Origin of the sequence: Mesorhizobium sp. LCM 4577, assembly GCF_001854795.2 — a bacterium.
Lineage (GTDB): Bacteria > Pseudomonadota > Alphaproteobacteria > Rhizobiales > Rhizobiaceae > Mesorhizobium > Mesorhizobium plurifarium.
On record NZ_MDDU01000001.1, the window covers coordinates 924459 to 939971 of the forward strand.

At 63.8% G+C, this 15513-nt stretch carries 13 protein-coding genes; 4 read left to right on the top strand and 9 right to left on the bottom strand.

Features of this window, described 5'->3' with window-relative positions; genetic code table 11:
* Nucleotides 1-29: 29 nt before the first annotated feature.
* Together LCM4577_RS04405 and LCM4577_RS04410 are read right to left on the bottom strand one after the other, a co-directional pair.
* Nucleotides 30-1631: a cisplatin damage response ATP-dependent DNA ligase gene (locus tag LCM4577_RS04405; RefSeq protein WP_071069909.1), complete on the bottom strand. Its 1602-nt coding sequence runs from the start codon at nucleotides 1629-1631 to the stop codon at nucleotides 30-32.
* A 241-nt stretch (nucleotides 1632-1872) separates the two neighbouring features.
* Entirely contained in the window at nucleotides 1873-2883 is a 1011-nt protein-coding gene (locus LCM4577_RS04410) for a ligase-associated DNA damage response exonuclease (protein WP_071036739.1), read from the bottom strand.
* A gap of 214 nt (nucleotides 2884-3097) precedes the next feature.
* On the opposite strand from LCM4577_RS04410, the gene LCM4577_RS04415 reads away from it, so the two are divergent.
* The 3 genes from LCM4577_RS04415 to LCM4577_RS04425 all read left to right on the top strand — a co-directional run bounded on the left by LCM4577_RS04415 (nucleotide 3098) and on the right by LCM4577_RS04425 (nucleotide 5129).
* On the top strand, nucleotides 3098-4030 hold the full coding sequence (locus tag LCM4577_RS04415) for a class I SAM-dependent methyltransferase (RefSeq protein WP_071069802.1): 933 nt from the start codon (nucleotides 3098-3100) through the stop codon (nucleotides 4028-4030).
* Between the two features lie 122 nt (nucleotides 4031-4152).
* Nucleotides 4153-4527, top strand: coding sequence for a hypothetical protein (locus LCM4577_RS04420; RefSeq protein WP_041008289.1), 375 nt, complete (start codon nucleotides 4153-4155; stop codon nucleotides 4525-4527).
* Nucleotides 4528-4601: 74 nt separating this feature from the next.
* On the top strand, nucleotides 4602-5129 hold the full coding sequence (locus LCM4577_RS04425; RefSeq protein ID WP_041001527.1) for an ATPase AAA: 528 nt from the start codon (nucleotides 4602-4604) through the stop codon (nucleotides 5127-5129).
* Between the two features lie 12 nt (nucleotides 5130-5141).
* Here the strand turns inward: LCM4577_RS04425 and LCM4577_RS04430 are convergent, their stop codons facing one another.
* The 7 genes from LCM4577_RS04430 to LCM4577_RS04460 all read right to left on the bottom strand — a co-directional run bounded on the left by LCM4577_RS04430 (nucleotide 5142) and on the right by LCM4577_RS04460 (nucleotide 14588).
* Nucleotides 5142-6083 carry a glyoxylate/hydroxypyruvate reductase A gene (locus LCM4577_RS04430; RefSeq protein WP_041001529.1) on the bottom strand — a complete coding sequence of 314 codons (942 nt, stop codon included), beginning with the start codon at nucleotides 6081-6083 and terminating at the stop codon, nucleotides 5142-5144.
* 40 nt (nucleotides 6084-6123) lie between these two features.
* Nucleotides 6124-7752, bottom strand: a complete 1629-nt coding sequence (locus tag LCM4577_RS04435; RefSeq protein ID WP_071069804.1) for an ABC transporter ATP-binding protein — start codon at nucleotides 7750-7752, stop codon at nucleotides 6124-6126.
* Nucleotides 7749-8888 carry an ABC transporter permease gene (locus tag LCM4577_RS04440; RefSeq protein WP_040986005.1) on the bottom strand — a complete coding sequence of 380 codons (1140 nt, stop codon included), beginning with the start codon at nucleotides 8886-8888 and terminating at the stop codon, nucleotides 7749-7751. Before LCM4577_RS04440 ends, LCM4577_RS04435 begins: the two co-directional genes overlap by 4 nt.
* Nucleotides 8888-9982, bottom strand: a complete 1095-nt coding sequence (locus LCM4577_RS04445) for a microcin C ABC transporter permease YejB (RefSeq protein ID WP_040986004.1) — start codon at nucleotides 9980-9982, stop codon at nucleotides 8888-8890. Before LCM4577_RS04445 ends, LCM4577_RS04440 begins: the two co-directional genes overlap by 1 nt.
* A 30-nt stretch (nucleotides 9983-10012) precedes the next feature.
* Nucleotides 10013-11890 (bottom strand): extracellular solute-binding protein, encoded by a 1878-nt coding sequence (locus tag LCM4577_RS04450; protein WP_071036294.1) that lies wholly within the window; start codon nucleotides 11888-11890, stop codon nucleotides 10013-10015.
* On the bottom strand, nucleotides 11890-13770 hold the full coding sequence (locus LCM4577_RS04455) for an extracellular solute-binding protein (RefSeq protein ID WP_071069806.1): 1881 nt from the start codon (nucleotides 13768-13770) through the stop codon (nucleotides 11890-11892). Before LCM4577_RS04455 ends, LCM4577_RS04450 begins: the two co-directional genes overlap by 1 nt.
* A gap of 158 nt (nucleotides 13771-13928) precedes the next feature.
* Nucleotides 13929-14588: a cytochrome c family protein gene (locus LCM4577_RS04460; protein ID WP_071069807.1), complete on the bottom strand. Its 660-nt coding sequence runs from the start codon at nucleotides 14586-14588 to the stop codon at nucleotides 13929-13931.
* A 193-nt stretch (nucleotides 14589-14781) separates the two neighbouring features.
* Here LCM4577_RS04460 and LCM4577_RS04465 point away from each other — a divergent pair, with 193 nt between their 5' ends.
* Entirely contained in the window at nucleotides 14782-15510 is a 729-nt protein-coding gene (locus LCM4577_RS04465; RefSeq protein WP_040986000.1) for a 3-deoxy-manno-octulosonate cytidylyltransferase, read from the top strand.
* The last annotated feature ends 3 nt before the right edge of the window (nucleotides 15511-15513 follow it).

Consider the following 15513-nt stretch of genomic DNA (forward strand, 5'->3'; position numbering starts at 1 on the left):
GCGCGGGGTGAGGCGCCGACGTCGAACGACTACCGATCCAGCAACGCCTGCAGCGTCTCGATGCGGTCGGCTTCCGCTGCCGGCTTGTCCCAGCGCAGCCGTGAGATGCGGGGAAAACGCATCGCCACGCCCGATTTGTGGCGGGTCGAGCGGTTGAGGCCTTCGAACGCTACCTCCAGCACCAGCCCGTTCCTGCGGTCGGCGCGCACCGAGCGTACAGGCCCGAAACGCTCGATCGTGTTGTCGCGCACATATTTGTCGATCTCTCTCAGTTCCTCGTCGGTGAAGCCGAAATAGGCCTTGCCGACGGGGACCAGCTCCTCCGATCCCTCCGGACCGGACCAGACGCCGAATGTGTAGTCGGAATAGAAGCTGGAGCGCTTGCCGTGGCCGCGCTGCGCATACATCAGCACCGCATCGATGGTGTGCGGATCGCGCTTCCATTTGAACCAGGGCCCTTTCGGTCGGCCTGCGAGGTAGGGCGAGTCCCAGCGCTTCAGCATCACCCCTTCGATGATCGGATGCGGCGGCGCCTGGCGTAGCCGCTCCAGCGTCTCCCAGTCGGCGAACGCGACCAGCGGCGAGAGGTCGAAGCGGCTGGGATCGAGCGTCCCGACGAAGGCTTCGAGCCGCTTGCGGCGCTCGGCGAAGGGCAGCGCGCGCAGATCCTCGCCGTCGATCTGCAGCGCGTCGTAGCAGCGCATGAACGCCGGATATTGCTGCTGGATCCTTGGCGACACGCTCTTGCGGTTCAACCGCTGCTGCAGGTCGGAAAAGGTTCCGGTCGCCTCGCGCGGGTCGCCCACCAGGAGCTCGCCGTCCAGTGTCGCTTCGAAATTCATGGCGGCGGCAAGGTCCGGAAAGGCGCCGGACACGTCGTCGCCGGTGCGCGAATAGAGCCTGCGGACGCCGCCTTCGCACACCGCCTGCACGCGGATGCCGTCCCACTTCCATTCCGCCGCATAATCGGCCGGGTTGAGCTTTTCGAGGTCGTTGTCATCGACGGCATTGGAAAGCATCACCGGCCTAAACAGCGCGAGCGCCGCGCTCTTCGGCTTTTCCGCCCGGCCCTCCAGCCAGGCGAACAGCGCGGTGTAAGGCGGCGTCAGGCCGTGCCAGAGCTCCTCGATCTCGGCGACGTCGACTTGGCCGAGGTCGGCCAGCGCCTGCTTGGCGAGCCGCGCCGACACGCCGATGCGCAAGCCCCCGGTGACCAGCTTGATGATGGCGAAGCGCGCCGAGATGCTGGCGTCGTCGAGCAGCCGCGCCAGCACTTTGGGCCCGTCCGAGCGGCTTGCCGCCTGCATCCTGCCGACCACCTCGGCAAGCGTCGGCACATGATTGGGGATGTGCCCTTGCGGTTGCGGCCAGACCAGCGACACGGTCTCGGCGAGGTCGCCGACATAGTCATAGGAATAACCGAACAGCACCGGGTCCATGCGCTCGACCACCAGCGCGCGCAACATCGCCGGCTTCACCGCCGCGATGTTGAGATCGCCGGTGATCGCCGCCAGCGCCAGTCCGCGATCGGGGTCCTCAACGGCGCGGAAATAGTCGGTCAGCAGCGTCAGCTTGCCGTTGCGCGACGGCGTCAGCACGAGACGGTCGAGGAGCTCGGCGAAGCGGTTCATGGGGATGAGGACCAGGCCAATGGCCAAACTCGGCCCGAGGCACCCCCCTCTGTCCTGCCGGACATCTCCCCCGCAAGGGGGGAGATTGGCAGTTTCGGCCTTGCCGCACATCCTGCAACGCTGGTAGTTGGCGAAACCCGTCGCGACATCCGATCTCCCCCCTTGCGGGGGAGATGGCCGGCAGGCCAGAGGGGGGTGTGAAGGATCGCGGCGGTGGCGATTTCTGGATCAAAAAACACCATCAATCGCCCTCGTCCTCGTATCCCACGAGATGCAGCGGCCTCGCCGCGATGCCCTCCAGCTCGCACCAGCGCACCAGCGCCTCCTCGCGGCCATGCGTGACCCAGATTTCCTCAGCGCCGGTTTCCTTGATCGTGACGATCAGTTCGTCCCAGTCGGCATGGTCGGAAATGATCAGCGGCAGCTCGACGCCGCCCTGCTTGGCGCGCTGGCGGATGCGCATCCAGCCCGAGGCGAAGCAGGAGATTGGATCGGGAAAACGCCGCGCCCAGCGGTCGGCGAAGGCCGAGGGCGGCCCGACGACGATGGCGCCGGCGAAATCGGCCTTGCCGCCGCTTTCAACCGTCGCCGGCTCGAGATGGCCGAGATCGACGCCCTGGCTTTGATAATAGTCGCTGAGCTTCGCCAGCGCGCCGTGGATGTAGATCGGCCTGTCGTAGCCGGCGTCGCGCAAAAGCCGCATCACGCGCTGCGCCTTGCCGAGCGCATAGGCGCCGATCAGATGCGAGCGTTCGGGAAATTGCGCCGCCGATTTGAGCACGCGCGCGATCTCGTCGCGGTCCGGCGGATGGCGGAACACCGGCAGGCCGAAGGTCGCTTCGGTGATGAAGACATCGCACCGGATAAGCTCGAACGGCAGGCAGGTGGCGTCCTTCTGGCGCTTGTAGTCGCCGGAGGCGACGATGCGCATGCCTTGGTGCTCGACGCAGATCTGCGCCGAGCCCAGCACATGCCCGGCCGGATGAAAGGTGACGGCGACGCCGTTGATGTCGAGTGTTTCGCCCAGGCTTGCGGCCTGCGTCGTTCCGGCGAAATCCTCGCCATAACGCAGCCCCATGATGTCGAGCGTCTCTTGCGTGGCCAGCACCGAGCCATGGCCGGAGCGTGCATGGTCGGAATGGCCGTGCGTGATCAGCGCCCGCTCGACGGACCGCACCGGATCGATGAAGAAATCGCCGGGCGGGCAGTAGAGGCCCTCCGGCCGGGATTTGAGCAGGTCGCTGGCGCGCATGGCTTTGAACATAGTGACTAAATTGGCCGCGGGAAGCCCGTTGCAAGAGACTGCTGACTCGTCTTGGGATGGCGCGCCATCACGATCCAACTCCTTGTTGGAGCATGATCTCTCTCCGAAAGCCGGTTCCCATTTTTCGGGTCGCTGACCTTCGGTTCGGGATCATGCTATGGAACACTTCGCCGGCCAGCCGCGCCGGTGGGATTCTTCACGAATGAAACCGCTCCAGGCCTCGTCGGGCGATTTGACTGCTGACCGTCGCGCCGATTTCGCCGAGATGCTGCTCGCGTCGGGCGAGCCCGCGCAGGCGGCGGAACTTCTGCTTGGCGCGCTGGAGCTGGCGCCGCGATGGGCCGCTGGCTGGTTTCGCCTCGGCGAGATGCAGGAAGCGGCTGGCCTGCCCGACCAGGCCGCGCAAGCCTGGGCCATGGCGCTGAAGGTGGAGCCCGCGGACCGTCTCGGCGCTGCGCTGAAGCTCGAGCTGATCGGCAAGGCGCCGGCGGCCGCAACTCCGCCCAGCGCCTTTGTCGAGACCTTGTTCGATCATTATGCCGACAGTTTCGAGGACTCGCTTGTTGGGAAGCTCGGCTATGGGCTGCCGGATTTCCTCTGGCGCGCCATAAGCAAGGCAAGGCCCGGCCGGTTCCGTCTGGCTCTCGACCTCGGCTGCGGCACCGGCCTGCTGGGCGAAAGGCTGCGCCCTTTCGTCGACCGGCTGGAGGGCTATGATATATCGGCCGGCATGCTGRGGAAGGCGAAGGCCAAGGGCATCTACGACCGGCTGGCCAAGGTCGATCTCCAGAATTTCTCCCACACCGGCGACAGGGCCGACCTCGTCGCCGCGGCCGACGTGTTCATCTATCTCGGCGCCCTCGACCGAATCGTCGGCGCCGTTGCTGGCATGCTTGCCGAGGACGGCCTGTTCGCCTTTTCGCTCGAGACGCTTGCCGGCGGCGGCGATTTCGCCCTTCTGCCGTCGCGGCGTTATGCCCACTCCGAGGCCTATGCGCGGCGTCTGCTTACGGCAAACGGGCTCGCGGTCCTGTCGCTGGAGAGCGTGATTATCCGGCACGACCGGCGCGATCCGGTCGAAGGCCTGGCTGTCGTGGCTGGCTTCCTCGAGGTGAGGAAGCCGGCACCCGCATGATCCGGACCTTGCTGCGAAAAAGCCTGAATGGCATGGTCGGGGTAGCGCGGGGCGGTGACCCAAGTGTTTTGCGCAATTCCGAACGGAAAGCCCTTTCCTGGAATTGCCCTAAGGAGGGATCCATGCGCTGGACCATGGTTGTGTTGGCGTCCTGCCTGACGGTTGCCGGCTGTGTCGGCGGCACGTCGATGGCCGAGCGTCAGGACGAGGACGTCCAATCCTCATTGCAATATGACGATGTGCCTTGCGACCAATTGCTGGCGCAGCGCAATCAACTGGCGCGGCAGAACAATCTGCCCGTCACCGCCAAGCCGAGCTTCTCCAATCCGGCGATGGGCTTCGGCCCGTTCATTCCCGACACGCGCTCCAAGACGCAGCGCGCCAGCAACAAGGCGAGCGGCGAGATCGACGCCATGAACCGCTCGATCGAGCGCCGCGACTGTGGCAAGCCGAAGAAGAAGGAGACGTTCGGGCTGCCCGGCGCGAAGCCTTCCTGAGAAGCCGACATTCGATATTCGTTTGGCGCTTGAGCGGATCGCCGAGCGTTTGACCGTGCGTGAAAGTCTCCTCGATGAATCTCTCGGACCTCGGCGACCGCATCTGTATCCTCGGACCGTCCAACAGCGGCAAGTCCACCCTTGCCAACGCGATCGCGCGCAAGCGCGGCCTGGAAGCCGTTCACCTCGACGTGCTTCACCATCTGCCCAATACAGACTGGGAGCCGCGTTCAAGGGATGAATTCATCGCCCTGCACGATGCAGCCATCGCCGGCGAGCGCTGGGTGATGGATGGCAACTACTCGATTTGCATACCGCAGCGCTTTCGGAGGGCGACGGGCCTGATCCTGCTGGATGTCTCCACGCCCGTCAGTCTGCTGCGTTACTTTCGCCGGTCCCTGTTCGAGACCGGCCGGCTCGGCGCCTTGGAAGGCGGGCGCGACAGCATCAAATGGGACATGATCCATCATATCGCCGTGGTGCAGCCGAGAAATCGCAAGCGCTATAGCGCCATGTTCGACGAGCTCGATCTGCCGAAGCTGAGGCTATCCTCTGTGACTGCAATCAAGCAGCGCTTCAATGCTTGGGATTTGACCAGATGATGGAGTCTGCAATCAGTACCCAGCCTCGCGGTCGACCAGGTTCTCGAGCTTTTCGCCGCGCTCGAATGCATCCATCTGCCGAAGCATGGCCGGCACCAGATGGGCCGGGTCCGAGGTGGCCGCCGCATGCGGCGTGACGAACACTTTCGGATGGCTCCACAGCGGGCTGGTCTTCGGCAGCGGCTCGACTTCGAACACGTCGAGGCTCGCTTCCTTCAGCGTGCCGTCGTCCAGCGCGCGCACGATGTCGGCGTCCTTCTGCAGGCGTCCGCGCCCGGCATTGATCAGCACGGCGCCGCCAAGGCCGTTGCGCCGGCGCAGTTCCTTGAGCAGCCCGTAATTCACGATGCCCCGGGTTTGCGGCGTCAGCGGCAAGAGCACGACGAGGATGTCGGTGGCGTTGAGGAACGGGATCAGCCCCGCCTCGCCGGAATAGGTCGAGACGCCCTCCATCGGGTGCTCGGTGCGCGACCAGCCGTTCACGGCGAAGCCGAGCGACAAGAGCACCGAGGCGGCCGCGCGGCCGAGATGGCCGAGCCCCATGATGCCGACGGAGATGTCCCCGGCCGGCCGCTGTAGCGGCTCGTGCCAGGTCTTCTTCGGCTGCTGTGCCCGGTAGAGCATGCCGTGCCGATGGTGATCGAGCACCCGCCAGGCGACATATTCGGTCATGTATTGCGTGAGATTGTCGGCGACGACCCTCACGATCGGCACGTCGGGCAGGCCGGGATCGGCGAAGATGTGGTCGACCCCGGCGCCGACCGAGAAGATGGCGCGCAAATTGGGCAGCCCGGAGAGCAGGTTCGGCTTGTGCTTCCACACCACTGCGTAGGCGATCGAGGGGTCGCTGGCGCCGGCCGGCTCCAGCACCACCTCGCGCTCGGCCGCCAGCAGCTGGTGCCAGCGCTGCGGGTGGAACGCCGTCACGGCAAGCAGGATTTTGCCTTTTTCCATTCTCGGATTTTTCTTCCCTGTTTCGCCAATGCGGGTCCGGTTACTCGCTGACCACGCCGGTCGGTGCGGTTTCGATCTTGAAGGCCGCCGCCATCAGCGCCCGCGTATAGTCGGTTTGCGGGCTGCTGAAAATCTGCTCGGAAGGTCCCGCTTCGACGATCTGGCCATTGCGCATGACGATGACGTCATTGGCAAGGGCGCGGACGACCTTGAGATCGTGGCTGATGAAGAGATAAGCGAGGTTATGCTTGGCCTGCAGGCCGCGCAACAGGTCGACGACCTGCGCCTGCACGCTCATGTCGAGCGCCGAGGTCGGCTCGTCGAGCATGACGAAGCGCGGGTTGAGCACCATGGCGCGGGCGATGGCGACGCGCTGGCGCTGACCGCCTGAAAATTCATGCGGGTAGCGGTGGCGCGTTTCGGGGTCGAGGCCGACCTCCTTAAGCACGGCGACCACCTTGTCGTCGCGCTGGTCGGCCGAGAGCTTCGGCTCGTGGATCTTCAGCCCTTCCTCGATGATCTCGGAGACCGAGAGGCGCGGGCTCAGCGATCCGAACGGATCCTGGAAGACGATCTGCAATTCGCGTCGCAGCGGCCGCATGGCGCTGAAGGAGAGGTGGTCGATGTTGCGTCCGTTGAAATTGATCGTGCCAGTCGAGGAGATCATCCGCGCGAGCGCCAGGCCCAGCGTCGTCTTGCCCGAGCCGGATTCGCCGACCACGCCAAGCGTCTGGCCGGCGCGCACCGTGACGTCGATCCCGTCGACCGCCTTCACATAGTCGACCGTCTTGCGGAAGAAACCCTTCTTGATCGGGAACCAGACCTTAATGTCCTCGCCCATCATGACGGATTTGGCGCTTGGGTCGGCCGCGGGCGGCTTGCCCTTCGGCTCGGCTGCCAGCAGATGCTTGGTGTAGTCGTGCTGCGGGTTGGCGAAGATTTCCCTGGTTGGACCGCTCTCGACGATCTTGCCCTTGGTCATGACGCAGACGCGGTCCGCGATCCTGCGCACGATGCCGAGATCATGGGTGATGAACAAGAGCGACATGCCCTTGCGGGCTTTCAGCTTAGCCAGCAGTTCCAGGATCTGCGCCTGCACGGTGACGTCGAGCGCGGTCGTCGGCTCGTCGGCGATCAGAAGCTCCGGCTCGTTGGCCAAGGCCATGGCGATCATGACGCGCTGGCGCTGGCCGCCGGAGAGCTGATGCGGATAGGCGTCGAGGCGTTTTTGCGGATCGCGGATGCCGACCTCGGTCAGCAGCTCGAGCGTGCGCGCACGGGCGGCTTGATCGCGCATACCCTGGTGGAGCTGCAGCACCTCGRCGATCTGCTGCTCGATCGTGTGCAGCGGGTTGAGCGAGGTCATCGGCTCCTGGAAGATCATGGTGATCTTGTTGCCGCGCACGCCGCGCAACGCCTTCTCGTCCATGGCGAGCAGGTCGGCGCCGCTGAACAGGATCTTGCCCGAGGGATGGCTGGCGGCGGGATAGGGCAACAGCTTCAGCACCGACAGCGCCGAGACCGATTTGCCGGAGCCGGACTCGCCGACTAGGGCAACCGTCTCGCCCTTGGCGATGTCGAATGAGACATGGTCGACGGCGATCGATTGATTGCCGCCCTGCGCGAAGGCGACGCTCAGATCTTGGACGGACAGCAGGGCTTCGCTCATTTGAACGTCTTGCGCGGATCGAAGGCGTCGCGCGTCGCCTCGCCGATAAAGACCAGCAGCGACAGCATCAGCGAGATGACGATGAAGCCGGAGATGCCGAGCCAGGGGGCGTTGAGGTTGCGCTGCGCCTGTTTCAGTAGCTCACCCAATGAGGCCGAACCGGGCGGCAGGCCGAAGCCGAGATAGTCGAGCGAGGTCAAGGTCGAGATGGAGCCCGAGAGCAGGAAGGGCAGGAAGGTCAGCGTCGCCACCATGGCGTTCGGCAACAGGTGCCGGAACATGATGGTGAGGTTGGGCACGCCGAGTGCGCGCGCCGCGTTGACATATTCGAAGTTGCGGGCGCGCAGGAATTCGGCCCGCACCACGCCAACCAGCGCCACCCAGGAAAACAACAGCATCAGGCCGAGCAGGATGAAGAAACCGGGCGGCAGGATGGCCGAGACGATAAGCAGGAGGTAGAGCACCGGGATCGCCGACCAGATCTCGATGAAACGCTGGAAGAGAAGGTCGGTCCAACCGCCGAAATAGCCTTGCACCGCGCCGGCCGCGACGCCGATCAGCGACGAGCCGAGCGTCAGGATCAGGCCGAACAGAACCGAGATGCGGAAGCCGTAGAGCACCCGCGCCAGCACGTCGCGGGCCTGGTCGTCCGTGCCCAGCCAGTTCCAGTTGCCGATGGCGCAGTTCTCGTCGGCCTCGCCTTGCGGATACTGGCTGCAGCGGGTCTTCTTGTCGTAAAGCCAGGACGGTTTTGCCGGCGCCGGTTCCGGAATGGCGTTGTTGACCGTCTGGTAGGAGTAGCGGACCGGCGGCCAGATCATCCAGCCATTGGACTTGATCTCGTCCTGGATCACCGGATCGCGATAGTCGGTGACGGCATAGAAGCCGCCGAACTTCTCTTCCGGATAGGCGACCAGGACCGGGAACAGGATCTCGCCCTTGTAGGAGGCGATGATCGGCTTGTCGTTGGCGATCAGCTCGGAAAACAGCGACAGCACGAACAGGAACAGGAAGATCCAGAGCGACCAGTAGCCGCGCCGGTTGGCCTTGAAATTCTGCAATCGTCTCTGGTTGAGCGGCGACAGAAATGGCCTGCGGGGCCGCGCCGGCGCGCTTTCGATCGCGGCCTCGGCCATCAGATGTCTCTCCGCTCGAAGTCGATGCGCGGATCGACCCAGGTGTAGATCAGGTCGGACAGAAGGCCGACGAACAGGCCGAGCAGCGAGAAGATGTAGAGGGTGGCGAACACCACCGGATAGTCGCGGTCGATCACCGACTTGAAGCCGAGCAGGCCGAGGCCGTCGAGCGAGAAGATGTTCTCGATCAGCAGCGAACCGGTGAAGAAGGCCGAGATGAAGGCGCCGGGAAAACCGGCGATCACGATCAGCATGGCGTTGCGGAAGACGTGGCCGTAGAGCACTTTGCGCTCCGACAGGCCCTTGGCGCGCGCCGTCACGACATATTGCTTGCGGATTTCCTCGAGGAAGGAGTTCTTGGTGAGCAGGGTGGTCGTCGCGAAAGCCGAGAGCACGAGCGCCGTCAGCGGCAGCGTCATATGCCAGAAATAGTCGGCGATCTTGGCGGGCCAGGAGAGCTGATCCCAATTGTCCGAAACGATGCCGCGCAGCGGGAACCAGTCCCAGAACGACCCGCCCGCGAACAGCACCATGAGCATGATGCCGAACAGGAAGCCGGGAATGGCATAGCCGACGATGACGACGCCGCTCGTCCACACGTCGAAGGTCGAGCCGTCCTTCACCGCCTTGCGAATGCCGAGCGGGATCGAGATCAGGTAGGACAGAAGCGTGATCCACAGGCCGATGGAGATGGAGACGGGCATCTTCTCCAGGATCAGGTTCAGCACCGAGATATCGCGGAAATAGCTGTCGCCGAAATCGAAGCGGATATAGTTCCACAGCATCATCCCGAAGCGCTCGAGCGGCGGCTTGTCGAAGCCGAACTGCTTTTCCAGCTTCTTGATGAATTCGGGGTCGAGCCCCTGCGCGCCGCGATATTTCGAGCCGACATCGCCGGCAACGTCGAAATTAGCGCCGCCGGCGTCGCCGCCACCGCTGCCGAGGCGATCGTTGCCGCCCTGGTTGGTCAGCCGGGCGATCACCTGCTCGACCGGGCCGCCCGGCGCGAACTGGATGACCGCGAAGGAGATCGCCATGATGCCGAACAGTGTCGGGATCATGAGAAGAATGCGGCGCAGGATATAGGCGCCCATCAGGCGACGGGCCCCGCGCGAACAGTCATGTCAGGCTTTGCCAATCTTTGCCGCCTTGCCCTTGTCGAACCACCACAGCGCCTCGACCGGAAAGCCGAAATCGGGTTTCTGTTCGGGGAAGCCGAACATGTCCCAATAGGCGCTTCGGTGATTCGCCAGATACCAACTTGGAATCCAATCGCGCCGGGCGCGCAAGGCCCGGTCCAACGCGCGCATGGCGGTGGTCAGGCTTTCACGGTCCTTGGCGGCGCCGACGGCATCGATCAGCGCATCGATCGCCGGGCTTGCAACGCCCGACAGGTTGCGCGAGCCCGATACGGCGGCGCTGCGCGAGTGGAAGAAGATTTCCAGATCGTCACGAGTCGGCGTGGCGCTGAAATTGAAAGCGGCCGAGAGCAGGTCGAAATCGAATGTCGATTGCCTGAGCTGGTACTGCGCTGAATCCACCAGACGGATCGAGGCATCGATGCCGATGGCCTTCATGTTGGCGACCCAGGGCGAATAGACCTGCACGAATGTCTCGTCGTCGACCAGGAATTCGGCGGCCAGCCGCCCGCCCTTGTCGTTGACCACGAAATCGCCGGAGCGTTTCCAGCCGGCCTGTGCGAGCAGCTTCAATGCCGCGCTCAGTTGCTTGCGGTCCCGCCCGGACCCGTCCGACCGCGGTTGCGCCACCGCCTCTCCGAAGGTCTCCGGCGGCAGTTGGCCCCGCAGCGGCTCAAGCAGGGCCAACTCCTGCGGCGTCGGCATGCCCTCGGCCCGGAAGTCGGATTTTTCGAAGCAGGACTGCGAGCGCTCATAGGAACCATAGAAGAAGTTGCGCCGTGTCCATTCGAAATCGAAGCAGAGCGCGATCGCCTGCCGCACGCGCGGGTCCTTGAATTGCTCACGCCGCTGGTTGACCGCGGTGGCCTGCATCGAAGGCGTGGTTTCGGCCGGGAACTCATGCTTGATAACCTTGCCGGTGGTGAAGGCCGGAAAGTCGTAGGCCGTTGCCCAGACGCGCGAGGTGAACTCCTCGCGGTAGAGGATCTCGCCCTTCTTGAAGGCCTCGAAGCCGGCGGTGCGATCCTGGTAGAATTCGATGCGGATGCGCCCGAAATTGTTCTGGCCGCGATTGACCGGCAAGTCGTTGCCCCAATAGTCGGCCACGCGCTCATATTCGATCCAGGCGCCCGCCGACCAGCGTCCGACCTTGTAGGCGCTTGAGCCGAGCGGCGGATTGAGCTGCGAGGAATCGAACGGATTGGCGGTAAAGAAGGCCTTCGAAAGGATCGGGAATCCGACCACGTTGAGGATGGTGCGGGCCGACTGCTTGCCGGAGAATTTGAGCTCGACCGTGTGGGTGTCCTTCGCCGCCGCGTCATCCAGATGCGTCAGCGACAGCGCGTAGTCCGGATGCCCTTTGTCCTTCAACAGCTTGAAGGTGAAGGCGACATCGTCGGCTGTCAGCGGCGTGCCGTCATGGAAGCGCGCCTCGGGACGCATCGAGAAGGTGAAGACGTTCCGGTCATCCGAGATCGTGACACCGTCCGCGATCAGCCCGTAGACCGCGTCCGGCTCGTCCAGCGCCCGCACCATCAGCGAGTCGAAGCACATTTCCATGCGCTGCGGGGAATCGCCCTTGGGGACGAAGGAATTCAGCGTGTTGAAAGTCTGCGGGCTCTGGTTGGCGCCCCAGTTGGGCGGCGAGAAGTTGAAGGTGCCGCCTTGCGGCGCATCGACATCGACATAGTCGAAATGCGTGAAGTCGGGCTTGTATTTCAGGTCGCCGAAGGCTGACAGGCCATGCAGCTTGACGCCGGTCGGGGTGTCGGCAAAGGCCCGGCCCGGCAGCAGCGCCGCGGCAGTGGCTGCGGCGCCGAGCGCGAGGAAGTCGCGGCGAGGAAGCAAAGTCCGCCGCTCCATCAATTGAGGCCTTTGTATTTGGCGGCCAGCGCCTTTTCCTTCGCCGTGTCGATCCACCAGGAATCGATATCGGCGCCGCGGTAGCTGGGCTGCTTATCCGGCATGCCGAATTTGTTCCAATAGGCCATCCAAATGACCGCGCGATAGTATTGCGGAACGACGTAGTAGTTCCACAACAGGATACGGTCGAGCGCATGGGTCGCGGCGACGAGGTCGTCTCGATCGGTGGCGAAGATGATGCGATCCACGAGAGCGTCGACGACCGGATTCTTTATCCCGGAATAATTGCGCGATCCGGGCGTGTCGGCGGCCTTCGAGCTCCAGAAATCGCGTTGCTCGTTGCCGGGGGATTCCGACTGCTGCAACTGGCTGATGATGACGTCGTAATCGAAATTGTTGACGCGGTTGATGTACTGCGTCTGGTCGATGATGYGCAAATTGGCGTCGACGCCGATCTTGCGAAGGTTGGCGATCCAGGGGCTGGAGATCACTTGATCGGTGTCGTTCCAGCCGAGGATCTCGAACTTGAAAGGCGCGCCGGTCTTGGCGTTCACCATCTTGCCGCCCTTGATCACCCAGCCCGCCTGGGCAAAGAGATCGACCGCCTGCTTCAGGTACTTCCGCTCCGCCTGCGGCGAGTCATAGACCGGCAGCGTGAATTCCTGCGTGAACAACTCGGGCGGGAGCTTGTCGCGGTATTTTTCGAGGATTTCCAGCTCCTTGCCCTGCGGTAGTCCGCTCGACGCCAGCTCCGTGCCCTGGAAATAGCTATGGGTGCGCGTATTCGAATTATAGAACAGTGTGCGGTTCATCGTTTCGAAATCGAACGGAAGCGTCAGCGCCTCGCGCACGAGGCGGTCTTGGAACAGCGGCCGCCTCTGGTTGAGTATGAAGGCCTGCATGGGTTCCGGCGAGGTGGTCTTGAACACCTGCTTGACCACGTCGCCGGCACTCACCGCCGGAAAATTGTAGGCCGTATTCCATCGCCGAGAGCTGTTTTCCGGCTTGATGTCGTCAAGCCCGCCTTTGGTGAAGGCCTGCCAGGAGGCGTTGTCGTCCAGGATATAGGTAAAGCGCTGGGTATCGAAATTCTCGCGACCGATCTTCACCGGCAGCTTTGCACCCCAATAGTCGGGCACGCGCTGCCAGACGATTTCCGAACCCGGTTTGAAGCTGGCGATCTTATAGGCGGCGGAACCCAGCGGCGGCTCCAGCGTCGGCCTGGTGATGTCGCGCTTCTTGCCGCTGGCATCGGTGCCTTCCCACCAGTGCTTCGGCAGCACGACGAGATCGCCGAGAATCCGGGGCAGTTCGCGGTTGCCCTTCTGGTTGAACTGGAACTCGATCTCGCGATCCGAGATCGCGACCGCCTTGGTCACGTTCTCGAAATAGCGGTTGTACATCGGGCTGTTGGTCTTCAGCACCTGGAACGACCAGATCACATCGTCGGCGGTGATCGGCTGGCCGTCATGCCATTTGGCGCGCGGATCGAGCCTGTAGGTAGCCGAGGAATAATCTGGCGGATATTTGTAGGCTTCGGCGATCAGGGGGTGATAGGTGCTACCCTCGTCAGTCGCCTGGTCCATCAGCGTATCGTAGAGCAACCCGCCGCCAAATTGAGCGAAGCCGGAGGCTGGCGATCCCTGAACGATATAGGGGTTGAAGCTGTCGAAGGTGCCGACGACGACACTATTCAACGTGCCGCCCTTGGGCGCATCGGGATTGACGTAATCGTAGCGTTGGAAGTTGTCGCCGTATTTGGACTCGCCCATCAGCGAGGAGGTCGTGTGCCACTCATCGGCGAAGCCGGCCTGCAGGCTGGCGGCGAAGGCGAAAGCGAGCGCCGATGCGAAAAGCGTGCGAAAGCGGCCAACCTTCATGCGTTCTCCTCGTCGCGAAATCTACTCACCGGCAATCTAGATCATTTGACGCCGGTGGAAACCGCAAGGGACGGCCTTTGTCGCCGTCCATGCAGCTTTCCTAACAGAAAAGCCGGGACGAACCCGGCTTTTCCAAGGAAGTCTCTGTGACAAATTGTTTATTGAGCGGGCGCCGCCGGCTTGGCCGGAGCGGCGCCCTCGGCCGGCTTGGCAGCGCCATCCGCCGGCTTGGCGGCATCGGCGGGCTTGGAAGCGTCGGCGGCGGCACCCGGCTGCGGCAGCGGCTTCGGGTTATCCGACAGGGTGCGCAGATAGGCGATCACATTGGCGCGGTCTTCTTCCTTCGGCAGGCCGGCAAAGCCCATCGCCGTGCCCTTCACGAACTTCTTCGGCGAGGTGATGAAGTGGTTGAGGTTCTCGTAGGTCCAATGCTCCTGGCCGCCCTTGGAGAAGTCCTTCATGCCGGCCGAATAGGCAAAGCCCGCGTGCTCGGCGACGGGGCGGTCGACGATGTCCCAAAGGTCCGGACCGACCTTGTTCGGGCCGCCCTTTTCACCGGAATGGCAGGCCTGGCACTTCTTGAAGATGGCCGCGCCCGYCTCGGCATTGGCGCCGGCGAGCAGGTCGGCGATCGGCTTGGCTTCCGCAGCGGGAGCAGCCGGGCCGCCTTCGGTCGGCTCCTGCGCCTCGATGGCGAAGCCGGGCTTTTCGGGCGCCGGCGAGGCGAACAGCCCGTCCGAGACGAGGCCTATTGAAAACACGATGAAGCAGGTTCCCAGAAATCCGCCGAGCAGCTTGTTGACTTCGTTGGAATCCATACGCCCCTTGCTCCCTTTTCCGGCGGACCGTCCCGTCCACTCCGTCCGTCGGTATCGCGAACTGCCCTGAAAGGCCAGTCAAATCGGGCGGAAACTAGGTCTTTTGCTCTGGCGTTGCAACACCTATAAGGGCGCTTCCAGTGAGACCTTTTGCCACTTTTCCATCCGCGTTTTTCGACCGCCCAAAAATCCGATGTCAACCTTGATCCTGATCCCCGCCCGCATGGCCTCGACGCGCCTGCCGGGCAAGCCGCTGGCCGACATTGCCGGCGCGCCGATGATCGTCCATGTCGCCCGCCGCGGGGCCGAGGCCGGGCTTGGCCGCGTTGTGGTGGCGACCGACACCGAGGCCGTCGCGCAAGCCGTGCGGACGCATGGCTTCGAGGCGGTCATGACCCGCACGGATCACGAATCGGGCTCCGACCGCATTTTCGAGGCGCTGACGGCGCTCGACCCCGAAAAACGGGTGGAAACGATCGTCAACGTCCAGGGCGACCTGCCCACCATCGATCCCGAGATCATCGGCGCGTCGCTGCGGCCGTTCGAGGACAAGTCGGTCGACATCGCCACGCTCGGCGTCGAGATCGTGCGCGACGAGGAGAAGACCAACCCGAATGTCGTCAAGATCGTCGGCTCGCCGCTTTCGGCGACACGGCTGAAGGCGCTCTATTTCACCCGCGCCACCGCGCCCTGGGGCGAGGGGCCGCTCTACCATCACATCGGCCTATACGCCTACCGCCGTGCGGCGCTCGAACGCTTCGTGGCGCTCAAGCCGTCGCCGTTGGAGCGGCGCGAGCGGCTGGAGCAGCTGCGCGCGCTGGAAGCCGGCATGCGCATCGACGCCGAGATCGTCAAATCGCTGCCGCTCGGCGTCGACACGCCGCACGATCTCGAACGCGCCAGGCAGATCCTTTCGAAATGAGAC

What these genes read in the sequence shown, in the direction of transcription:
- LCM4577_RS04425 (WP_041001527.1), top strand. Translation starts at nt 4,602, where the DNA reads ATGAATCTCTCGGACCTCGGCGACCGCATCTGTATCCTCGGACCGTCC.
- LCM4577_RS04445 (WP_040986004.1), bottom strand. Translation starts at nt 9,982, where the DNA reads ATGGGCGCCTATATCCTGCGCCGCATTCTTCTCATGATCCCGACACTG.
- LCM4577_RS04410 (WP_071036739.1), bottom strand. Translation starts at nt 2,883, where the DNA reads ATGCGCGCCAGCGACCTGCTCAAATCCCGGCCGGAGGGCCTCTACTGC.
- LCM4577_RS04430 (WP_041001529.1), bottom strand. Translation starts at nt 6,083, where the DNA reads ATGGAAAAAGGCAAAATCCTGCTTGCCGTGACGGCGTTCCACCCGCAG.
- LCM4577_RS04440 (WP_040986005.1), bottom strand. Translation starts at nt 8,888, where the DNA reads ATGGCCGAGGCCGCGATCGAAAGCGCGCCGGCGCGGCCCCGCAGGCCA.
- LCM4577_RS04405 (WP_071069909.1), bottom strand. Translation starts at nt 1,631, where the DNA reads ATGAACCGCTTCGCCGAGCTCCTCGACCGTCTCGTGCTGACGCCGTCG.
- LCM4577_RS04450 (WP_071036294.1), bottom strand. Translation starts at nt 11,890, where the DNA reads ATGGAGCGGCGGACTTTGCTTCCTCGCCGCGACTTCCTCGCGCTCGGC.
- LCM4577_RS04420 (WP_041008289.1), top strand. Translation starts at nt 4,153, where the DNA reads ATGCGCTGGACCATGGTTGTGTTGGCGTCCTGCCTGACGGTTGCCGGC.
- LCM4577_RS04465 (WP_040986000.1), top strand. Translation starts at nt 14,782, where the DNA reads ATGTCAACCTTGATCCTGATCCCCGCCCGCATGGCCTCGACGCGCCTG.